At 67.6% G+C, this 21,366-nt stretch carries 15 protein-coding genes and 1 pseudogene; 6 read left to right on the top strand and 10 right to left on the bottom strand.

Annotation, left to right across the window (positions count from 1 at the left end; translation table 11 throughout):
- The first annotated feature begins 155 nt into the window (after positions 1 to 155).
- Positions 156 to 1,931 (top strand): TerD family protein, encoded by a 1,776-nt coding sequence (locus tag FND50_RS27340; protein ID WP_144289176.1) that lies wholly within the window; start codon positions 156 to 158, stop codon positions 1,929 to 1,931.
- A 7-nt stretch (positions 1,932 to 1,938) separates the two neighbouring features.
- Here the strand turns inward: FND50_RS27340 and FND50_RS27335 are convergent, their stop codons facing one another.
- Both FND50_RS27335 and FND50_RS27330 read right to left on the bottom strand, forming a co-directional pair.
- Positions 1,939 to 2,865, bottom strand: a complete 927-nt coding sequence (locus FND50_RS27335; protein WP_144287785.1) for a polysaccharide deacetylase — start codon at positions 2,863 to 2,865, stop codon at positions 1,939 to 1,941.
- Between the two features lie 27 nt (positions 2,866 to 2,892).
- Positions 2,893 to 4,416, bottom strand: a complete 1,524-nt coding sequence (locus FND50_RS27330) for a cytosine permease (RefSeq protein ID WP_144287784.1) — start codon at positions 4,414 to 4,416, stop codon at positions 2,893 to 2,895.
- Between the two features lie 87 nt (positions 4,417 to 4,503).
- Here FND50_RS27330 and FND50_RS27325 point away from each other — a divergent pair, with 87 nt between their 5' ends.
- From FND50_RS27325 to FND50_RS27305, 5 genes are all read left to right on the top strand, one after another.
- Positions 4,504 to 6,015, top strand: coding sequence for a PucR family transcriptional regulator (locus FND50_RS27325; protein ID WP_144287783.1), 1,512 nt, complete (start codon positions 4,504 to 4,506; stop codon positions 6,013 to 6,015).
- Between the two features lie 294 nt (positions 6,016 to 6,309).
- A complete protein-coding gene (locus FND50_RS27320; protein ID WP_144287782.1) occupies positions 6,310 to 7,644 on the top strand; it encodes an MFS transporter in 1,335 nt (444 codons plus the stop codon).
- Between the two features lie 64 nt (positions 7,645 to 7,708).
- A complete protein-coding gene (locus FND50_RS27315; protein ID WP_144287781.1) occupies positions 7,709 to 8,929 on the top strand; it encodes a M24 family metallopeptidase in 1,221 nt (406 codons plus the stop codon).
- Positions 8,930 to 9,003: 74 nt separating this feature from the next.
- Positions 9,004 to 9,831, top strand: coding sequence for an IclR family transcriptional regulator (locus FND50_RS27310; protein WP_144287780.1), 828 nt, complete (start codon positions 9,004 to 9,006; stop codon positions 9,829 to 9,831).
- Between the two features lie 75 nt (positions 9,832 to 9,906).
- Complete coding sequence (locus tag FND50_RS27305) at positions 9,907 to 13,335, top strand: serine/threonine-protein kinase (RefSeq protein ID WP_144287779.1); 3,429 nt, start codon at positions 9,907 to 9,909, stop codon at positions 13,333 to 13,335.
- Here FND50_RS27305 and FND50_RS27300 read toward each other — a convergent pair.
- From FND50_RS27300 to FND50_RS27265, 8 genes and pseudogenes are all read right to left on the bottom strand, one after another.
- Positions 13,281 to 14,009 (bottom strand): annotated as a pseudogene (locus FND50_RS27300) (hypothetical protein). The gene FND50_RS27305 and the pseudogene FND50_RS27300 overlap by 55 nt on opposite strands.
- Before the next feature lies 1 nt (position 14,010).
- On the bottom strand, positions 14,011 to 15,393 hold the full coding sequence (locus tag FND50_RS27295) for an L-serine ammonia-lyase (RefSeq protein WP_144287778.1): 1,383 nt from the start codon (positions 15,391 to 15,393) through the stop codon (positions 14,011 to 14,013).
- Between the two features lie 4 nt (positions 15,394 to 15,397).
- A complete protein-coding gene (locus FND50_RS27290; RefSeq protein WP_144287777.1) occupies positions 15,398 to 15,811 on the bottom strand; it encodes a glycine cleavage system protein H in 414 nt (137 codons plus the stop codon).
- 153 nt (positions 15,812 to 15,964) lie between these two features.
- The gene (locus FND50_RS27285) at positions 15,965 to 16,666 is read right to left on the bottom strand and encodes an aminotransferase class IV (RefSeq protein WP_144287776.1); all 702 of its coding nucleotides are present in this window, start codon (positions 16,664 to 16,666) and stop codon (positions 15,965 to 15,967) included.
- The gene (gene folP / locus FND50_RS27280) at positions 16,663 to 17,562 is read right to left on the bottom strand and encodes a dihydropteroate synthase (RefSeq protein WP_144287775.1); all 900 of its coding nucleotides are present in this window, start codon (positions 17,560 to 17,562) and stop codon (positions 16,663 to 16,665) included. Before folP ends, FND50_RS27285 begins: the two co-directional genes overlap by 4 nt.
- 77 nt (positions 17,563 to 17,639) lie before the next feature.
- A complete protein-coding gene (locus FND50_RS27275) occupies positions 17,640 to 18,233 on the bottom strand; it encodes a sarcosine oxidase subunit gamma (RefSeq protein ID WP_144287774.1) in 594 nt (197 codons plus the stop codon).
- A complete protein-coding gene (locus FND50_RS27270) occupies positions 18,226 to 21,090 on the bottom strand; it encodes a 2Fe-2S iron-sulfur cluster-binding protein (RefSeq protein ID WP_144287773.1) in 2,865 nt (954 codons plus the stop codon). The genes FND50_RS27275 and FND50_RS27270 overlap by 8 nt, the downstream gene beginning before the upstream one ends.
- On the bottom strand, positions 21,087 to 21,365 hold the full coding sequence (locus FND50_RS27265; RefSeq protein ID WP_005253973.1) for a sarcosine oxidase subunit delta: 279 nt from the start codon (positions 21,363 to 21,365) through the stop codon (positions 21,087 to 21,089). The genes FND50_RS27270 and FND50_RS27265 overlap by 4 nt, the downstream gene beginning before the upstream one ends.
- Between the last annotated feature and the right edge of the window lies 1 nt (position 21,366).

Below are 21,366 nucleotides of genomic sequence, written 5' to 3'. Positions count from 1 at the left end.
ACTCGAATGACACAACCCTCGACCTGTACTTGAACAAAAAACTACCGAGAAATTCAGAATGGGCACGATATCTGCCGGAGATTTCCGTGTCGTCGATCAGAACGGCGAGAACTGGGCTCTATAGTCGCTCTGTGCTGTCATCTGCCTCCTCGACCATGAACCGGCCGGCGCGATTGCCGACAGGGCACCGCTGGGTCGTCGTGGACGTCGAGACCTCCGGTCTTCGTTCGTCCACGCACAGAGTGCTCAGCGTCGCGGCGTTGGCGTTGCGTGAAGACGGTTCGGTGGAGCGTGAATTGGTGACTCTGCTCAACCCGGGCTACGACCCGGGGCCGGTCCATATCCACAATCTCACGCCACAGCGTCTGGTGGGGGCGCCCCGTTTCGAAGACGTCGCGAAAGATCTGCTCGAGCTTCTCGACGGTCGGACGCTGGTCGCGCACAACGCGTCATTCGATTACGGCTTCCTCGACGCCGAGGCACGGCGGGCGGGGATGACGATGCCGACACGGCAGAGGCTCTGCACCCTCGCCCTGTCGCGCCGCCTCGAGATCGACGTCCCCAATCACAAGTTGTCCACTCTGGCTGCGCACTGGAAGGTTCGTCAGAACCGGGCTCACGACGCTTACGACGACGCCCTCGTGCTGACGGAGGTCTTCGCGCACAGCGCCTCGCTGGCCGAGTCTCTCAGACTTCCTCTGCCGGTCGTCGGTTGCGCCGATCGGCGGGCGGTGTACCCCGATCGGGTTCCGCGCGTGGAGTCTCCGTGGCGGAATCCGGGTCGGCTGGATCCGGGGGAGGGACTGGTCCAGGGCATGAAACTGGTCATCAGCGGCAGTACGGATGTTCCCCGTCTTGCGCTCGCCGCACGTTTGACCGCCGCCGGCCTGGACGTCATGAATTCGGTCAGCCGTCAGACGAGTGTCGTCGTCTGCAACGACCCGCACTCGTCGAGTGCAAAGGTGCGCCGCGCGGTGGCCGACGGGATTCCTGTCCTGACCGAGCGGCGGCTCGGCGAGATGTTGCTGCACGTGACACCGGGTGAGCCGAAGGCGGCCGCGGCACCGTCCGAAGTTCAGCGGCCACGACCTGCGACGACTGTTCCCTCCACGAAGCCTTGGCACGGAAGAAGAGTGCTCATTGTCGGTGGCTCGCATGCGGACTCCGTTCTGATGCGCTCCCGCGTCGTGCAGCTGGGTGCCAAGCCGTCGGTCAATCTCTCCGCAGGAGTCACCGATGTCCTCGTTCTCGACGGTGGTGAACTCGATCCCCGCATGGACCGAGTGTCGGCCCGTCAGTTGCCTCTGCTCACCGCCCCCGATGTGAACTCCGCACTCGAACCGGCGGCACCACCCGAGCGGGGGGCGCTCCGCGAGCCGATCCGACCGCCTTCTCAGTGGGTTGCGCCGTTGCTCGCTCGCGGAGAGGTGATCGACCTGCCACCACAGACGACATCGCTGACGGTCAACGCGTCTTGGCGCGCCCACACCGAGGACGATGCATTCGACGTGGATGTGGTTGCGCTTCTTCTCGGCGAAGACGGCCGGGTCGGTTGCGACGAGGACTTCCTCTTCTACAACTCGCCGACGAGTTCGGACGGCACCGTGGAATTATCCTGCGACGGCAGCAGCGAGCAAGGAGTGCGGATCGAATTGGCTGCCCTGCACTCCGACTACCAGTGCGTGTCCGTATCGGCGGCGATCGGCGGAGATCGCACCTTCGGTGAACTCGGTCCGATCTCGGTGACCGTCGACGCTCCGGACCACACGATCGCATCGTTCGTTCTGGACGCCGGCACGACCGAACGGACGATGCATTTCGCCGAGATCTACCGACGCGCCGGGCAGTGGCGTCTCCGCGCGGTGGGTCAGGGGTACGAATACGATCTCGCCATGCTCGCCACCGAGTACGGGGTGACGGTCGACGATTGAGGATCCCTCACCGTTCGGAGCGAACAGTGACGGGGGCCGGGGAAATCTGCCGGATCTGGACGTCGGGGAAGGTGGGGACTTCGAATCGGGTGTGTGCGAAGGGTTCGGTGCAGGCGCGCTGGGCGTGTGCCGCGATGTCCCCGAGAGTGGTCACCCACATCCCGTCCATTGCCTTGACGTTCTCGATGAGTCGTTCCAATGCGGCTGCCTTGGAGGGTCTTCCGGAGATGAACGGGTGGTTCGTGAGGACGAAGCACCCGCCTTCGGCATGGTGGGCCTCCGCTTCGAGGGTCCACATCTCCAGGACCTTGGCGGGGCTTTCGATGACGCCACTGCCGGTGACACCGGGGTAGAACGCATACTGTTCCCAGTCGTCGAGTGCCCAGTCGACGGGGATCTCGATCAGTGTTCGTTCCGACGCCGGGCTCGTCGCCATCAGGTAGGGCTTGTCGCCGTCGAGCAGGCTCGAGTCGTACATGAACCCGCGTTCGGCGAGCAACTCGGGTGTGTGCCAGTTCATTTCCCACCAGGGCGCGCGATATCCGACGGGGCGGATGCCCGCGACCTCCTCGAGCGCGTCGAGCCCCCGGTCGAGGTAGCGTGCCTCGGTCGCAGGGTCGAGGCCCTTCGTCGGTTCGTGTAGATACCCGTGGTGCCCCACCTCGTGACCGCCGTCGATGATGGCGCGGACCGTGTCGGGATAGCACTCGGCGGTGAATCCCGGCACGAAGAACGTTGCGCGAACGTCCTGACGTTCGAGTATTCGCAGAATGCGGGGGACACCGACGCGGGGCCCGTACGACTGGTGGCTCATCAGCGACATACGGTTCGCCGAAGTGGGATCGTGGGCGAGGACGCAGGATTCGGCGTCGACGTCGAAAGTGAAGGCGGCGGCTGCGGTGTGGCCCTGCGGCCAGGTGAAGTCGTTGTTCACGGTGTGCTCCTGGGGTGTCGGGAGGGTTCAGTTGCCGGCGAGGACGTCGGGGGAGTCGGTGGTCGCGGACGATCGTGTCGGGGGTTGGCCGGTGATGCGGTAGGGGCGGTGTGCTCGGGGGCCGAGGACTGAATAGAGGGCGGCGGCAACTCCGCCACCGGCCAGCCAGGACAGGTCGAGCCCGCCGAGTGCTCGAGCCGCGAAGCCCTGGGTGAGGCTCGTGGCGCCGTACATGAACAGCCACGTTGCGGCGATTCCGGCGATTCCGGCGACGAAGCATCCCATCGTGGTCCAGTTGACGTCGAGGAGCCTGCGAGATCCGATCGGCTCGAACAGTCGTCGAGCGTCGATCTGTCGTTTGTCGAGGCGGAAGTAGTGGACGAGCATGATGCCTGCCCAGCTCGCGATCCAGGCCACGATTGCCGCCAGCCAGGTCTCGAGTACGGTGGCAAGGCTCGATTGGAAGATGAAGAAGATGACCACGACCAGGGCGAACATGCCGACCAGCAGGTTCAGCTTCCGGCGGTGCACCTTGATGTCGAGGGCCTGTGCGGCGACCGAGAACGTGTAGATGTTGAGGATGTTGGTGGCGATCGGCCCGTGAATCACGAGGAACAGCACCGGCAGCGCCAGCGCGCCGAAGTTCGACACGATCAGCTCACCCGGGTCGATGGAACCGTTGGTCGTGGCGAGACTGGCGCCGAGCACTCCGAGCCACACCACCGGGACGAACTGACCGAGGGTGCTCGCGAAGTACAGCTTGCGACGGGACACCGTCCGGCTCACGAACCGCGAGTAGTCGCAGGCGTAGGTGAACCACGTGATTCCCCAGCCGATTCCGATCACGGTCATCACCGTGGACATAGCCGCGATCCGGGCGCCGCCGTGCAGGACTTCGCCGGTGGGCCCGGCGTAGGACCAGTCGATGTCGAGGTGGAACCAGGCGACGACGGACATCAGAACGAGTACCGCCAGAGTCGGCGGAACCGTCCAGCGCTCGAACGCGGCGATGACCCGGTAGCCGAACCATGCGATGGTCACCTGGATCGTCATGATGACGGCTCCGACGAGAATCTTCGCTGCCAGGTTCCGCTCGTGCGGGTCGACCAGGTCCAGTTTGCCGAGCAGTGCCATGACCAGGTCCAGGACGATCCAGGTGTTCACCGCGCACCACCCGACCGCCAGGCAGGCCTGGATCGCGGCCGGCAGGTATGCGCCGCGCCGACCGAACGCGGCCCGCGACAAGACCATACCGGTGACGCCCGTACGCTGGCCGATGAGAACGAAGACGCCGAAAAGTGCCATGCCGATGACGTTTCCGGCGACCAGAACGATGAGGGTGTCGCGCAGCCCGAGCCCGAGTCCGATGCCGAGGGCGCCGAGAACCCAGTTGATGGGCGCAATATTGGCCCCCGCCCAGATCCAGAACTGGCCGGACACGCGCGTCGTGCGTGCTTCGTCGGGGATGGGTTGCAGTACTTCTTCGAAGTCGTGCAGGTGGGGACTGTCTGCGGGAGTGTCGGTGACCATCGGACTCCTTTGTGAGGCCATGTGGGGCTTCCCATCATGCGGTGCGTGACCCACATCACACCATTTACACTTTGACAATAAATTCGGGCTGTCAACGAACGGAATGTCATGTCGCTGTCGTTAGCCGACGTCCTCGCACACCCGAGCCTCGCTGCCGGACGCCCGGTCGTTCGGGCCGGAGCCGACCTGCTGGCCCAGCCCGTGCGCTGGGTGCATTCGAGCGAAGTCATCGACATCGCGCACCTTCTTCGCGGCGGCGAGTTGCTGCTGACCGGCGGGTTCGCACTCGCGTCTGCCGACCCGGCCGGAATGCGGCGGTACGTGCGTGAACTGTCGGCCCGCCGTGTCGCCGGAGTGGCCATCGAGACCGGGCCGCAACTGCCGCAGATCCCGCCTGCGCTGGTCGAGGAGGCGTCGGAGGCGTGTTTGCCGGTCGTCGAACTGCGTGGTGTCGTTCCGTTCGTCGAGGTCGCCGAGGCGATCAACGGCCTGCTGGTCAACGAATCGGTGCAGCGACTGCGTCGTGGTGACGCGGTCGCGCACGCGTTGTCCGAGGAGTTGGCCCGCGGTGGCGGACCCGACGAGTTGCTCGAGGTGCTCGCGCGACTCTTGCCCGGTGACGTGACCCTGCTCGACGCGACCGGCGACGTGATCGCGGCCCTCGGGAATGAGATCGCCGCCCCTGCCACCGGTTCGGGCGTGCTCGCCGTGCCGGTATCCGTCCAGGGTGTCGGTGTGGCGACGCTCATGGTGTCTGCGGCCCACCCGGCCGATCGCGTCACCGCGGAGGCGATCGTCGAGCGAGCACCGGCAGCGCTGGCGATCTCGCTCCTGCGTTCGTTTCCTCCCTCGGCCGCGGTCCGCGCCTCGCAGGCCTTGCTACGGATCGCCTGCCAGCCGAATCCTGCCCCGGAGCGTCTCGTCGCGGCGGCGCGTGCGGCCGGGATGGCCGACGGAGCGTCATACGTCGGGGTTGTCGGACGTTCGGTCGACGGTCCGGTATCGCTCGGCGCTGTCGATGCGGCACTGCACCGGTACGCGGCCGGAACGGTGTCGTCCATCGCCGGCGACGAGTTGCACGCAATCGTCGTGCTCCGGGCCGACGACCGAGTCGGTTCCTGCGCGTCGCTGGTCGAATCGCTGCGCGCGACACCGCAGGCGGTGTTGGCGCGGGTTGCGGTGGGTCCGGTGGTCACCGATCTGCTCGGGCTCCCCGAGACGCTGGCGGAGGCGCGGTTCGCGCTCGACCTCGCGGCCGATCTGGGTATCGCCGACACCATCGTGGACGCCGCGGAACTCGCTCTCGAACGCCTCGGCCGGCGGATCGGCGATCCGGCCCTGCTGACGTCGTTCGTCAGGGAATTGCTCGGGCCGCTTCTCGCGGTCGGTCCCGAACGTGCTCGCCGTCTGATCGACACGCTGGACGTCTACCTGCAGTGCGGGTGCAGCAAGACCGAGGCGGCGGCCCGGCTGCACGTGCAGCGTCAGACGCTGTATCAGCGGCTCGATCAGATCTTCGCGCTACTCGGCGAGGATCCGACGGGTTCGCCGCGTCTCGCTGCCGTGCACCTCGCGACCCGCCTCTATCTCGGCGGTGCGGTCGACGCGAGCGCGCTCTGACTTTCACGGGTGACCGGGAAAGCGGCCCCGGACTCGGCTGTTGCAACGATGTTGCATTCCTGTGAACATCGCTGGGAATCGCGGATCGGGGTGGCGCAACCGCGCCCGTCCGTGTTTCCGGCGGTTTCAGCTCGGTTCATCCATTGCAACCGCAGTCCGGTCATGAGAAGCAAAACATCGTTGACATGTGATGCCAAGCACAATATGGTCGGTGAACGAATCGCCGTTGCAATCAACGCAACAAATGCCATTCGTCGCAGTCGGCAAGCGCCGACGCCCCGAGAAGGAGTGGGCATGGCCCAAAACCTCAATTCCCCCTCAGCCCCGCCGCAATCGGACGAGGACGGCGCGGTGAACCCCTCGCCCCGTGTTCTCCGGCGGGTCGTCACGGCGAGCTTCATCGGCAACTTCGTCGAATGGTTCGACTACGCCGTATACGGCTATCTCGCAACGGTTATCGCGGTGGTCTTCTTCCCCGAGGCCGAGCCCACGACGGGTCTGCTGGCCACGTTCGCCGTGTTCGCCATCTCGTTCGTCATCCGCCCGATCGGCGGACTCGTCTGGGGGCACTTCGGTGACAAGATCGGACGTCGCACGGCGTTGTCACTGTCGATCCTCATCATGTCGGCGTCGACGTTCTGTATCGGCCTGATCCCCGGCTTCGATCAGATCGGCTACATCGCACCGGTCCTGCTGCTGCTCGTCCGCATGGTGCAGGGATTCTCCGCCGCCGGCGAGTACGCGGGCGCCTCGGCGTTCCTCGCCGAGTACGCCCCGGACCGCAAGCGCGGGCTGTTCACGAGCGTCGTGCCCGCGTCCACGGCCGCCGGGCTGCTATTCGGATCGTTGATCGCGGCACTGCTGACCGCGGTGCTGTCGACGGAACAGCTCGAAGGCTGGGGCTGGCGGCTGCCGTTCCTGCTCGCGGCGCCGATGGGCCTGATCGGCCGCTACATCCGGTTGAAGCTCGAGGACACCCCGAAGTTCCAGGAAATGGAACAGAAGGTGGAGTCCAACGCGCCGTTGTCGATCCTTTTCACCCACCATCGGCGCGCGATCGCCATCGCGTTCGGTGTCACCTGCCTCAATGCGGTCGGCTTCTACCTGATCCTCAGCTACATGCCGACGTATCTGTCGGAGGTGTTGAACGTCGGCCACACGGCCTCGTTCGTCGCCGCGTCGATCGCTCTCGCCTGCTACATCGTCTTCATCTTCGGGATGGGTGCGCTCTCGGACCGCTTCGGCCGCAAGCGAGTTCTCATTGCCGCGTCGGTCTGCTTCGCGGTGTTCACCGTCCCGCTGTTCAGTGCACTCGGCGCCGTCGGAATCGTCGGTATCGTCCTCATCCAGATCGTGCTGTGCGCGTTCCTCACCATGAACGACGGCACGCTTCCCACCTTCCTGGCCGAGATCTTCCCGACCCAGGTCCGCTACAGCGGTTTCGCGTTCAGCTTCAACACCGCCAATGCACTGTTCGGCGGCACCGCGCCGTTCGTCGCCACGTTGTTGATCGAGCTCACCGGCAGCACACTCGCGCCCGCCTGGTATCTCGTCGCCGCGGCCCTCGTCGCCATGGGGGCGATGCTCATGGCCCGCGAAACCTCCCAGCGCCCCCTGGCCGACACCTGACCACCCGTACATCCCACAGGAGTGCGGCATCACGCGATGCCGCCGGCAACTCGAAAGGAACATCATGAACTTGGAGCGCATCAAGAGCATCCCCAACGGCGAGAAGGTCGTTCCCACGTTCTCCCCGGTGGAAATGGACCGCAGGCTAGTCGCTCTGCGTAAGCACATGGCGGACAACGGGTTCGATGCCGTGCTCTTTACCAGCTACCACAACATCAACTATTATTCCGACTTCCTCTACACGGCGTTCGGGCGGCCGTACGCCCTGGTCGTCACCCAGGACGGCTCGACCACCGTGTCCGCCAACATCGATGCCGGGATGCCGTGGCGGCGGTCGTTCGGCGAGAACGTCGTCTACACGGACTGGCGCCGCGACAACTTCGAGTACGCCGTGCAGCAGGTCGTGGCGAAGCAGGGCATCTCACGCGGCAGCCTCGGTGTCGAGGACGACCACCTGACCCCCGACGTGCGGGCCCGGATCGCGGCGGTTCTGCCCGGGATGACGTTCACCGACGTCGCAAAGGCCACGATGCGCCAGCGCATGATCAAGTCGCCCGAGGAGATCGAACTGATCAAGCACGGGGCGCGGATCGGTGACCTCGGCGGCGAGGCCATCCGTGCGGCGATCACCGAGGGTGTCCCCGAATTCGAGGTGGCGATCGCCGGCTCGAACGCGATGATCCGGGAGATCGCGGCCACCTTCCCGCACGCCGAATTGCGCGACACGTGGGTCTGGTTCCAATCGGGCATCAACACCGACGGCGCCCACAACTGGGCCACCAGCCGCCGCGTGGAACGCGGAGACATCCTGTCGCTGAACTGTTTCCCGATGATCGCCGGCTACTACACGGCGCTCGAACGCACCCTGTTCTACGGTGAGCCGTCGGCGGAGCACCTGCGGCTGTGGGAGATCAACGTCAAGGTGCATCGCCGCGGGCTCGACCTGATCAAGCCGGGCGCCGTCTGCAAGGACATCGCGGCCGAGCTGAACGAGATCTACGAGGCCGAGGGTCTGCTGCCGAACCGCACGTTCGGGTACGGGCACTCCTTCGGCGTGCTCTCGCACTACTACGGACGCGAGGCGGGCCTCGAACTGCGCGAAGACATCGACACGGTCCTCGAACCCGGGATGGTGGTGTCGATGGAACCGATGGTCATGGTTCCCGAGGGCATGCCGGGCGCCGGGGGCTACCGCGAACACGACATCCTGGTCGTCGGCGAGGACAGCGCGGAGAATATCACCCGGTTCCCGTTCGGACCCGAGCACAACATCCTCGGCGTCTGACCGGTACGCCGACCCTGCCGCGGGTGTGGCAGGGTCGGCGGTGGTGTTGGCAGAACCGAAGGAGCGCAACGATCATGAGTGTGGACGACGTCGATCGACTCGCGGACAACGGACCGGGCGAGCACGACGGTGACGCGAAGCCGTCCCCGTCGGTCCTCCTCAACGGACTGCGGGTGCTCGAATCCTTCTCGATCGCGGAGCCGGTCCTCGGCGTCACCGAGATCGCGCGCAAGGTCGATCTGCACAAGAGCAGCGTGTCCCGCATGCTCGCCACCCTCGAGAAAGCCGGCTACGTCGAGCGTGACGAGGGCACCGGACGCTACCGGCTCGGCCTCGGTCTCATCGCCCTCGCGGGGCCACTGCTGGCCAACCTCGACGTCCGCCGCGTGGCGCAGCCGGAACTGGAGGAACTCACCAGCCGCACCGGCGAGACCAGCGCGCTCATGGTGTGGAACGGGCACGAATCCGTCGTCGTCGAACAGATTCCCAGTCCCAAGCAGGTCAAGCACACCGCCGCGGTGGGCACCCGCTACGACACCTATGCGAGTTCGTCCGTCCAGGTGTTCCTCTCCGAGATGCCGCGGGCGGAGACCGAGCGGCTGTTCGACCGGCGTCTGCTCGTCGGACCCGATGAGCAGGAGTCACGCGGCGAGTACTTCGACGAGCTGAGTGACACCCGCGACCGCGGATACGCCGTCAACGACGGCCGCACGTCGATCGAGGAGGTCGGCATCTCGGCGCCGGTCCGCGATCATCGCGGCGTACTGGTCGCGGCCGTCATGTTGTCCGCCCCACGGTTCCGGGTCCCCGAGTCCATGCTCGAGTCGCTCGGGCGGGCGGTCGCGGAATCCGGCAGGCGGGTGTCGGCACGACTCGGGGCACCCGTCGAGACCCGCGACTGACCGCATCGCCTCCGCTCGTCGGATGGACTCCGCGGACTATTCTGGGTGGAGCGTGCCAGAGGTGGTGCAGGGCCGATGACGATCGACGATCCGGGGGCAACCCAGCGCCAGCCGGAGATCACGACCGAGCTGGCCGCGGCAGGGTTCGACGATGCCGTGGAGATCGGCCGCGGCGGGTTCGGAGTCGTCTACCGCTGCCTGCAGGAGGACCTCGACCGCACGGTGGCCGTCAAAGTCCTGACGTCGAACCTCGACCCCGACAACGTGACGAGGTTCGTGCGTGAGCAACGGGCGATGGGCCGGACGTCCGGGCACCCGAACATCGTTGCCGTCTACCAGGTCGGTGTCACCCGGAGCAGGCGGCCGTTCCTCGTCATGCCGTACCACTCGTTCGGTTCCCTCGATGCGCAGATCCGTCGGTCGGGTCCCCTCGGGTGGCAGGAGGTGCTGCGGCTCGGGATCAAGATGTCCGGCGCCCTCGAGACCGCGCATCGCGGTGGGATGCTCCACCGCGACGTCAAACCCGCGAACATCCTGCTCACCGAATACGACGAACCGCAATTGACCGACTTCGGCATCGCCCGCGTCTCCGGCGGATTCGAGACGACGGCAGGCTCGATCACCGGGTCCCCGGCGTTCACCGCGCCGGAGGTGCTCGAAGGCCGGCCACCGACGGTGGAGTCGGACGTCTACAGTCTCGGGTCCACCCTGTTCTGCGCGTTGACCGGGCATGCGGCGTACGAGCGCCGGAGCGGTGAGCAGGTCGTCGGGCAGTTCCTGCGGATCTCCACGCAGGCGGTCCCCGACCTGCGGGACGCCGGAATCCCCGACGACGTGTGCAGCGCAGTCGAACATGCCATGGCCCGCACGGTCGAGGACAGGCCGGGCGGTGCCGCCGACTTCGGCAACGAGCTCCGGGCGGTCGAGCGACGCAACGGTGTCGTCGTCGACGACATGTACATCCCCGTTCGGCGGGCACCCGAGCAGCTGCACGATCATGCCGGCGAATCCACCCGGTCCCGGGGCCCCGGGCTCCCGTACAACGTGCGGACGCCGCCGACCCCGCCCGCGCCGGTGACGAAGTTCCGCCCACCCACCACCACCCGGCAGCTCGTGCCGCGCCGGCGGCTCCTCGCCGCCCTCCGCGCGGGCCGGGACCGCAGGCTGACGCTCGTCCACGCGCCGGCCGGGTTCGGCAAGAGCAGTCTGGTCGCCCAGTGGCGCGACGACCTGGTCGACGCCGGGACGGCGGTCGCGTGGCTGACCGTGGACCGGGACGACAACAACGTGGTGTGGTTCCTCACCCACCTCGTCGAGGCGATCAGGCGGGTACGCCCGGAGGTCGTCACCGATCTGGGCCAGTCGCTGGAGGAGCACGGGGACGCGGTCGAACGGTTCGTCCTCACGTCCCTGATCAACCGGCTTCACGACAGCGAGGAGGCCCTCGTCGTCGTGATCGACGACTGGCACCGCATCACTGGCTCCGGGCCGATCGACTCGATGAAGTTCCTGCTCGACAACGGCTGCCACCACTTGAAGATCGTCGTGGCGAGCCGGAGCCGGTCGGGGCTGCCGCTGAGCCGGATGCGGGTGCTCGACGAACTCAACGAAATAGCTTCCGACGAACTGTGTTTCGATTTCGGCGAATCGCAGAACTTCCTGTCGGACCGGGTGCAGGTTCCACTGAAGGACACCGAGATCGAACAACTCCGGGAATCGACCGACGGCTGGATCGCGGCACTGCAGTTGGCCTCGTTGTCGTTGCGCGAAGCCGGAACTCCGGAGAACCTGATCGAACAGCTCCGGACGGGGACCGACGCGATCGGCGAGTATCTCGCCGAGAACGTGCTCGACGCCCTCGAACCCGACCTGCTCGACTTCATGCTCGCCACGTCCGTCCCCGACAAGGTGTGCGGCGACCTGGCGTCGGCGCTGGGCGGCGTGCAGGACGGGCAAGCGAGACTCGAGCAGGTCGCCGCCCGTGACCTGTTCCTCGGCAGGACGGGCGACGACCGCCAGTGGTATCGCTATCACCACCTGTTCGCCCAGATCCTCCATCAGCGCCTCGAACGGGACCACCCCGGGCGCATCACCGACCTGCACCGCCGGGCATACGACTGGTTCCGGGAGCGGCACCTGCTGGGCGAGGCCGTCGACCACATCCTCGCGGCCGGGGAACCGCAGCGAGCGGTGGAACTGCTCGAGGAGGACGACCTGTACCTCCTCGATCGGTCACAGATGTCGACGCTGCTCTGCCTGATCGGGAAACTGCCCGCCGACCTGGTGGCCGCCAGCCCGCGGCTGCAGCTCACCATCGGATGGGCGAACTGCGAACTCCAGCGACTCGAACTCGCGCAAGCCGCCCGAACCCGCGCGCTCGAGCAGATCGACAGCGGCGAGATGCCCGAGCGTCGCGCCGCCCAGCTCCGGGTGGAGGCGGATGTCCTGCAGGGCGACATCGAGGCGACCGCGGACCGCATCGAGGGGGTGCGGGAGCTCGTCACCGAATGCCTCGCCCATCCCACGGAGTACCACCCCTTCGTGGTGTCGATGGCCGCTCTCATCGAGACGTTCGTGGACACGTGTGAATTCCGGTTCGAGGACGCCTACCGCAGGCAGAGCTGGGCGGCCCCGTACCACCGGCAGAACACGGGACCGTACTCCGTTGCGTACGGGTACTGTTTCGCCGGACTCGCGAAGTTCGAGCAGCTCGATGTCGGCGGTGCGATGGAGCTGTACCGCAAGGCGTTCCAGCTGGTCCGGGAGGCGGAGAACACGCAGTCGCAACATGCGCGGCTCACCCGCGCACTACTCGCCGAGGTCCATTACGAGCAGGGCCGGGTCGATGAAGCGGACGAGCTGCTCAACGAGACGTTCGACGCGGCCGCGCTCGGTGGCGCACCGGATTTCATGATCCGGCACTACTGCCTCAGGGCGCGGATCATGGCGGTGCGCGGCGATTGCGACGCCGCGGCACGACAACTCGACGAGGGAGTGCGGACGGCCGAGACGTTCTCCCTGCCCCGGCTGCGGGCCGCCGTCGACAACGAGCGGGTGCGGATCGGGCTGCCCCCGGCACCCGGGTTCGTGCCCGTCACACGCGAGACCCGGCGCACCCCGGCGAACGGGCTCGACCTGGCGACGGCACAACTCGAGGAAGAGGCGGCCATCACGTTGCTCGCGGCGCAGGGCGATCCGGCGGACGAGGATCTCGCGTGCGAATGGGCGAACGACTGGGTTCGGCAACTCGACGGGACCGGACGGCACCGGGCCCGCCTGCAGGCGGTCCGGTTGCTCGTGTCGTGCCTGTGGGCTGCCGGACGTCGCGACGAGGCGCAGGCGATGCTGCTGCCGGCGGCAGTGGAGTGCGCCCGGCACGGGCTGATCCGGTTCCTACCCGACGGCGGCCCGAACGTCGTCGCGGCGCTGTCGGCGCTGCGGGAGAACGGTCATCCCGACCTGCCGCGGACGTTCGTCGACACTGTGCTCGCGGCCGCGCAGTAGTCATCCCGCGGGAGCAGGTGCGCGGCGGCCACCCGCCACGGGGCGAGCAGGGTGTCGAAGTGTGCGCTGGTGAAATCGTGCCGCCCGACGAGATCCGACACCGCGTGCGCTGCCGCCGCGTCGCGCACCGCGGTCGCGATGTCCGCGCACAGTTGCTCGTCCTCGCGCACTGTCGCCTCGTCCATGAAGTGCCGTTCCCACGCGGCGTCCTGGGCGCGGTACCAGGATTTGATGCGGCCCGCTTCCCAGGCCGCATCGCGTGCGCAGGCCCAGGCGCCGAGCCGTCGTCGGCTGTCGGCGACGCTTGTCGTTCGCGTCAGTGCTCCGAAGTGCCCGTGCAGGAGGGCTGCCGCTTCCACGGCGTGTCGCACGACGTCCTGCCAGTTCGGGCCGAAACTCTGCTCGCATTCGTACTCGGTGACGGCGAACGTGTCGAGGGCGGACAGCGCGTCGTCCACGACGTCGACGTGGAGAAGGTACGAGCCGGGCAGCTCGCGCCGGCTGAGGAGCTGGAAGGCCACGAACGCGTCGCCGCGGACCGGTGCGCAGTGCACGAGGACGTCGAGCACCTACAGCCGGGTCTCGGGTGCGAAGTCGCCGCGCTTCGGAACCGGGTGCCGCCGGATGAAGTGCGCGGCGCGGGCGGGGAGAAGGCGAAGTTCGTCGGTGATCATGTCAGCACTCGACATAGTTGACCGGGACGTTGACGGCCAGACCACCGGTCGACGTTTCCTTGTACTTCGACAGCATGTCTGCGCCGGTCGAGCGCATCGTCTCGATCACCTGGTCGAGGCTGACCCGGTGGGTGCCGTCGCCGCGCAGGGCCATGCGAGCGGCGTTGATGGCCTTGCCCGCCGAGATCGCGTTGCGTTCGATGCACGGAATCTGCACCAGTCCTTCGATGGGGTCGCAGGTGAGTCCGAGGCTGTGCTCCATCGCGATCTCCGCGGCATTCTCCACCTGTTCGATTGTGCCGCCGAGGATCTCCGCAAGCCCGGCAGCGGCCATGGACGCCGCGGAACCCACCTCGCCCTGGCAGCCGACCTCGGCTCCGGAGATCGACGCGCGTTCCTTGTACAGCGATCCGACGGCGCCGGCGGCGAGGAGGAAGCGGATCGCGGTGTCGTCGCGATCCGACTTTCCGGCCGGGGTGTAGTGAACGGCGTAGTGCAGCACCGCGGGGATGATGCCCGCGGCCCCGTTGGTCGGCGCGGTGACGATCCGGCCACCGGATGCGTTCTCCTCGTTGACGGCCAGCGCGACGAGGTTGACCCAGTCCTCGGCGAATGCGGGATCACGGTGCGGGTCTTCCTTATTCAGGCGCAGGTACCAGTCCCGTGCGCGCCGGCGCACGTGCAGAGCGCCGGGAAGAATTCCGTCGCGCGCGATCCCGCGCTTCTCGCATTCCACCATGACGTCGCGGATATGCAGGAGCCGCTCGTAGATCTCCACGGTCGACCGCGTTTCGCGTTCGAACTGGAGCATCACGTCACTGATGGCGTAGCCGTGGCGGGCCGCGACGTCGAGGAGTTCCTTGGCGGACCCGAACGACAGACCGCCGGTGGCGGTGGCCGGCGGCTCCGCGCTCTCCGCTTCGGTGACGACGAAGCCGCCGCCGATGGAAAAGTAGGTTTCGCTGTGGATCTCGACGCCGGTGGCGGTGGACGCGGTTATTTTCATCCCGTTCGGGTGCAGCGGCAGGATGGTCAGCGGATGGAGGACGATCTCGTCCTCGGCGAGCGCGACCTCGTGGGATCCGCCGACCCTGATGTGCCGGGTACTGCGCATCTCCTCGAGACGCCGTTCCATCTCCTCGGTCTCGATCTTCTCGGGAAAGTACCCCTCGAGTCCGAGCAGCACCGCGGACATCGTTCCGTGGCCCGCTCCCGTGGCTGCGAGCGACCCGTACAGGTCGACGCGGATGTCCGCGACTGCGGGCAGGGCGTCGAGAGCGCGGAGGTCGGAGACGAACCGTGCGGCGGCGCGCATCGGTCCGACGGTGTGCGAACTCGAGGGGCCGATGCCGACGGAGAACAGGTCGAACACGCTGATGGTCATGGGATTACACCGCCTCACTGAGTTCGTGTGCGTATTGCGCGGGGGTGAGAAGTCCGTAGGCGGACGACGTCGGTGAGGGGAGGACGGCGAACAGCCAGCCGCGATGGAACGGGTCGTCGGCGACGAGTTGCGGGTTCGCGAGAGCGTCGTCATTCGTCATCGTGACGAGTCCGCTGATCGGCGCAAACACCGTAACGACGGTCCGCGCGGACGTCCAGACGAGCGCGCAGGGTGCGCCCGCCTCGATTGTGCTGCGCACTGCCGGAAGTTCCAGCCCGACCACCTCGATCTCGTCGAGTGCCGTGTCCGTGACCCCGGCCCGGAGCGGGTAGTCGGAGAACCTCTGTCCCGGTGCGAGGGCCAACCAGCTGTGTGTCGCCGTGAACCGTCGATCCGAGGGAATCTTTCCAGCTCTCATGCCTTTTCCTTTGACAGTCGGGCGTTGTGGTCGCGGAGTCGCGCGTGTGATCCAATAGGTCTGATATTGATATATCAGTGTGTGCGATAACAGTAGGTCAGGTGCGGAGGCGGGTCAAGAGGTGGTGTGCACTACGTCCGGAAACGACGCAGGCTACGGCCGGAGGGTCGCGGGCAGCACGCCTTTGAGTGAGCTCGTCACGGCGAGCGCCTCGGCGGCCAGGAGATCGCCCGGCGTGAGAATGCGTTCGCGCATCAGCCCGCGGTCGAGCTGCCAGGACCGCTCGACACCCGGCAGGCACCCCGACGCCAACGGTGGCGTCCACCAGACGCCGTCGATCCGGGCGGCGAGATTCGCGATCGTGGTCTCGGTGACGTGCCCGAGTTCGTTGACCAGCACGACGTCGCCGGCCCCGGGGTGACGGTGTCGTCTGCGGTCGTATCGCTCGCGCAACGTCGTCTTGTGTCCGAGGAGGATGTCCCGGGAGTCGACGGGCTCGTCGTCGAGCACGAGAGACACCGACGTGGGTGCGACCGGCGGCCCGAAGATATCGACGTCCACACCGCCGTCGCGGTGCAGGCGCACGCGGACCCGGGCCGCGCCGACGCCGGACAGTCGCTGCGCGAGTCGGCGCCGGACGTCACGTACCCGGAACTCGTACCCGAGCACGGCCGCGGAACGGGCCAGACGTCGCAGGTGACGCTCCGCGTGCCGCAGGCCGGTCCGCGGATCGTGATACATCGTTTCCATCAGCTGTGCACCGGCACCGATCAGCTGTGCCTCAGCACTACCGATCGGCTGGACCCCAGCGGTATCGATGGTCGCGAGACCGGCGGCGGACACGGAGCTGTTCACAGTGCGGAGGCTCGATTCGACGCGGGACTGGCGTTGGCGCGACCAGGATATACGAGCGCGCGGAGCACGGACACCGCGTCCACGGTGGCGGCCACGTCGTGCACCCGGAGTACAGCTGCCCCGTTCTGTGCGGCGATCAGCGCAGCGGCCACCGAGGCGGCCTGACGGTGGTGGACGCTGCGACCGGTGATCGTGCCCAGCATGCTTTTCCGGGACAGTCCGGCCATCACGGGAACACCGAGATCCGTGATCTGCCGAAGTTCGGACAACAGTGCAAGGTTGTGGGCGAGGGTCTTGCCGAAGCCGAAACCCGGGTCGACCATGAGGTGCTCGAGGGGAATTCCCACTCCCCGGCAGGCGCCGACACGGTCGACGAGGAACCGGCGCACCTCGGACACGACGTCGCCGTACTCCGGCGACGTCTGCATCGTTTCGGGGTCGCCGCGCATGTGCATCAGGCACACGGGCACGTCGAGATCGGCCGCAGCCCGCAGTGCACCCGGAAGTCGCAGGGCACGAACGTCGTTGATCATCGACGCGCCGGCGGCAACCGCCTCCCGCATGACGTCCGGTCTCGAGGTGTCGACCGAGATCGGGACCGACGTCGACATCGCGAGTGCCGCGACTACCGGCACCACGCGCGCGATCTCCTCCGCGACGGACGGCGGGCGGGACCCGGGACGGGTCGACTCGCCCCCGACGTCGAGGAGGTCGGCGCCCTCCGGGACCAGAGACAGGGCGTGCTCGACCGCGGCCTCGGTGTCGAGGTATCGGCCACCGTCGGAGAACGAATCCGGGGTCACGTTGACGATGCCGCAGACCAGGGGAACATCGCGTGCGAGAGCCTCGAGCAGTCGGCCGGGGCCGGTGGCGGTGAGCGTCGGGAACGGAACCATTCGGGCGCACCTCCTTCCAGAAGGGGGGATCGGTCCGGTGGACGACGCCGTGCCGTCCACCGAACCGGCGCTGTCGCTTACACGGGGTCGACGCCGAACTCCTCGGCGGCGTCGATCAGCCACTCCGCGAGGTACCGGGCGAACGACGACCGCACGAGGATCCGGTAGTCGGTTCCCCTTTCGTCGAGCGCGATCAGGATCACGCCCGCGAGGCCGAGCATGGTCTGCGCCGCAGTGCTGCGGACGAACACCGTGGGATGCAGATCCAGTGAGCAACCCTTCTCGAGGACGTCACGGGCGTGAGTGCCGCGCAGCCGCAGGGTGGTTCGCTGTCCGGAGACGTCGATCGCGGCGCCGCCGTGGGGGGCCACCGCCGCCCGCAGGTCCGATTCGAGCGCGGGCGCCGGCTGTGACCGCGTGGTGATCAGCCACTCCTCGGGACCGAGCCAGACCGCGGTGACGGCGTCGGTGCCGGCGGACGTCGACGCCGCGGTGGGGAGGTCGAACCCGAGGACCGTCGCGGCGGCCGCGGCTCCCGGTCCGGTCGGGTCGACCCACAGGTCGACCATGGCGACGAACGGTTCCTCGGTGATGGTCACCGACTCGGGGAGTTCGGACAATTTCTGGTCCCAGCCGTGCAGGGGGCTGAGGGGGACGAGGGTGTCAGCCATCGCGGCGTGCTCCTTCGGGATCGACGAGGACGGAACCGGTGACCTCGACGGCGACCAGGTTTCCGTCCACCGGGACGTGCAGGGTGTCGCCGAGCCGGGCCCGGCCGCCCTTGACGAGGGCGAGCCCGAACGGGCGGCCGAGTTCGGCGCTGAGGTAGCTCGACGTGACGTGCCCGAGCATCGGCACCGGTGCGGGCGGCAGGATGCCGTCCAACGCCTCTTCGATGATCTGTGCGCCCTCGGGCAGCACGGTCTGCTTGTCGAGGGGCAGCAGCCCGACGAACTGCTTGCGCAGCGGGTTCTGGTTCTCCGCCCGGGCGAAGGAGCGCTTCCCGATGAAGTCGCGCTTCTTCTTCGACACGGCCCAGCTCATCCCGAGGTCCTGCGGGGTGACCGTGCCGTCGGTGTCCTGACCGATGATCGGGTAGCCCTTTTCGGCGCGGAGGACGTGCATGGTCTCGGTGCCGTACGGGGTGATGTCGAACTTCTCGCCCGCGGCGATCAGGCGCGCCCAGACCGCGGGAGCGTGCCAGCCGTCGACGTTGACCTCGAACGCGAGTTCGCCGGAGAAGCTGATCCGCGCGACCCGTACGTGGACGCCGCCGAGGGAGGTGTCGCGCCACGCCATGAACGGGAACGCGTCGTTGCTGACGTCGAGGTCGGGGAAGACCTCACCGATCACGTCGCGCGAGCGCGGCCCCACGACGGGGAACGTGGCCCACTGTTCGGTGACCGAGGTGAGCCGCACCCTCAGGTGGGGCCATTCCGTCTGCAGCCATTCCTCCATCCAGTCGAGGATCTTCGCGGCGCCACCGGTGGTGGTGAAGACCTGGAACCGGTCGTCGGCCAGGCGCATGACGGTGCCGTCGTCGATGACCATGCCGTCGACACCGCACATGACGCCGTAGCGGACCATGCCGACCTTCAGGGTGCTCATCATGTTCGTGTAGACCATGTCGAGCAGTATCCCGGCGTCGGGGCCCTGGACGTCGATCTTGCCGAGGGTGGAGCCGTCGAGGATGCCGATGCTGCGGCGCACGGCGGCGCATTCGCGCAGCACGGCGGCGTCCATGTCCTCCCCGGGGAGGGGGTAGAAGCGGGGACGCTTCCACTGGCCGACGTCCTCGAATACCGCGCCGCGGCCGACGTGCCAATCGTGCAGTGCCGTCACCCGTTCGGGGTCGAAGAGGGCGCCGCGGCTGCGGCCGGCGAGGGCGGCGAACGCGACCGGGGTGTAGGGCGGCCGGAACGTGGTGGTGCCCAGTGTCTCGATCGGCCTGCCGAGCAGTTCGGCCGTGATGCCGGAGGAGATCACCCCGGACGTCTTGCCCTGATCGTGCGCGGTGCCGATGGTCGTGTAGCGCTTGATGTGCTCCATCGACGTCATCCCGGCGCCGACCGCGCGGGCGAGGTCGGCGACCGTCGCGTCGCGCTGCACGTCGACGAACTGGGTGTCCTCACCGGCGACGTCCCGCACCCGCCAGAGCACCAGCGGAGTGGACTTTTCGATCGCGGGTGCAGGTTCCGAGTCGATCGTGCGTTCGGGAACGGTGAAGCCGAGATCGCGCATGATCGCCTGGCCTGCGGTCTGCCCGTCGCGCAGGCACCCGTCCAGGTCGAACACACCGTTCGCGGACCCGGCGACGGAGACTCCGTCGAGGGTCTCGCCGGGCACGAAGGCACCGAGGTTCTCGTCGTAGCGGAGCTTGCCGCGGGCCTGGGAGAACAGGTGCACGGCCGGGTTCCAGCCGCCGCTGACCAGCAGGACGTCGCAGGCCAGCGGCACGCCGATCCGGGTGTCGGATTCGCCGCGCTGCGAGACGACGGCGTGACTGATCCGGCCGTTGCCGCGGGTGCCGGACACCACCGACGCCGTACGGATGGTGATGCCTCGCTCGTCGCACTCACGCTGCCAGCGGGCGGGTGCCTCGTCGCGGGCCTCGACGATCGCGTTGATGCGGACCCCGGCGTCGTGCAGGTCGATCGCGGCTTCGTACGCGCTGTCGTTGGTGGTGAACACGACGGCCTGCTCGCCGACCTTGACACCGTAGCGGTGCAGGAAGGTGCGGGCGCCGTGCGCGAGCATGATGCCTGGGCGGTCGTTGTCGGTGAAGACGACGGGACGCTCGTGCGCGCCGGCGGCGACGAGAATGTGCCGGGCGCGGATCCGCCAGACCCGTTGGCGGCTCAGCGCCGCGGGAGCCTCGACACCGAGATGGTCGGTGCGACGCTGCAGCGCGAGGACGAAGCCGTCGTCGTAGTTGCCGAACGCGGTGGTGCGCTGCAGGTGCAGCACATCTGGGTAGGTCGCGAGTTCGGCGACCGCGGCCGCGACCCAGTCGAGGGCGGGGGCGCCGTCGATGAGGTCCGTGCTGCCGAGCAGGTCTCCGCCGGCTTCGCTCTGCTCGTCGACGAGCACCACCCGCGCACCTGCCCGGGCCGCGGTGAGAGCGGCGGCGAGACCGGCCGGTCCGGCGCCGGCGACGAGAAGGTCGGTGTGGACGTGCTTCGCGTCGTACTTCGCCGAATCAGCGATCTCGGCGAGCCGTCCCTGACCGGGGATGCCGCGGGCGACGAGACCGTCGAACAACTCGATCGTGGTGGCGAGCAGCATCGGCTCGGGGAACGGCTCCTCGATCTGCACGAGGCCGCCGGTGTCCTCCGCCCAGGCCGCGGTGATGCCGCGGGGCCGGCCGAGTTTGATGCTGGTGGTGATCTGGTGGACGCCGTTCGCGAGCAGGGCCGAACCGAGGGTGTCACCGGGGTGACCGGTCAGTTCCCGGCCGTCGAACGTGAAGGTGTAGGAGGTGTCGCGGTCGAGGCGACCGCCCTGGCGGGTGCGGAAGGGTGCGTTCACGATATCGTCGGCTTCTGCTCGTCCAAGCGGTAGACGCTGTGGAATCGGTAGGTGGCGGTGTCGCGTACGGCGTTGAACCAGCGCCGGCAGCCGGCGCTGTGGTTCCACCGTTCCGCGAAAAGACCTTTCGGGTTCGCGCGGAAGAACACGAAATGTGCCCATTGTTCGTCCGTCAGCGATTCGGGGTCTTCGGGATACAGGACGTGGGCTTCGCCGCCGTAGTGGAACTCGGTTTCCTCACGGGACCCGCACCATGGGCATTCGATGAGTTGCATT

This window comes from Rhodococcus sp. WB9 (genome assembly GCF_007558985.1).
Taxonomy (GTDB): Bacteria; Actinomycetota; Actinomycetes; order Mycobacteriales; family Mycobacteriaceae; genus Rhodococcus_F; species Rhodococcus_F opacus.
Note: the sequence above shows the minus strand (reverse complement) of the source record. Positions and strands in the feature narration are given on the sequence as shown.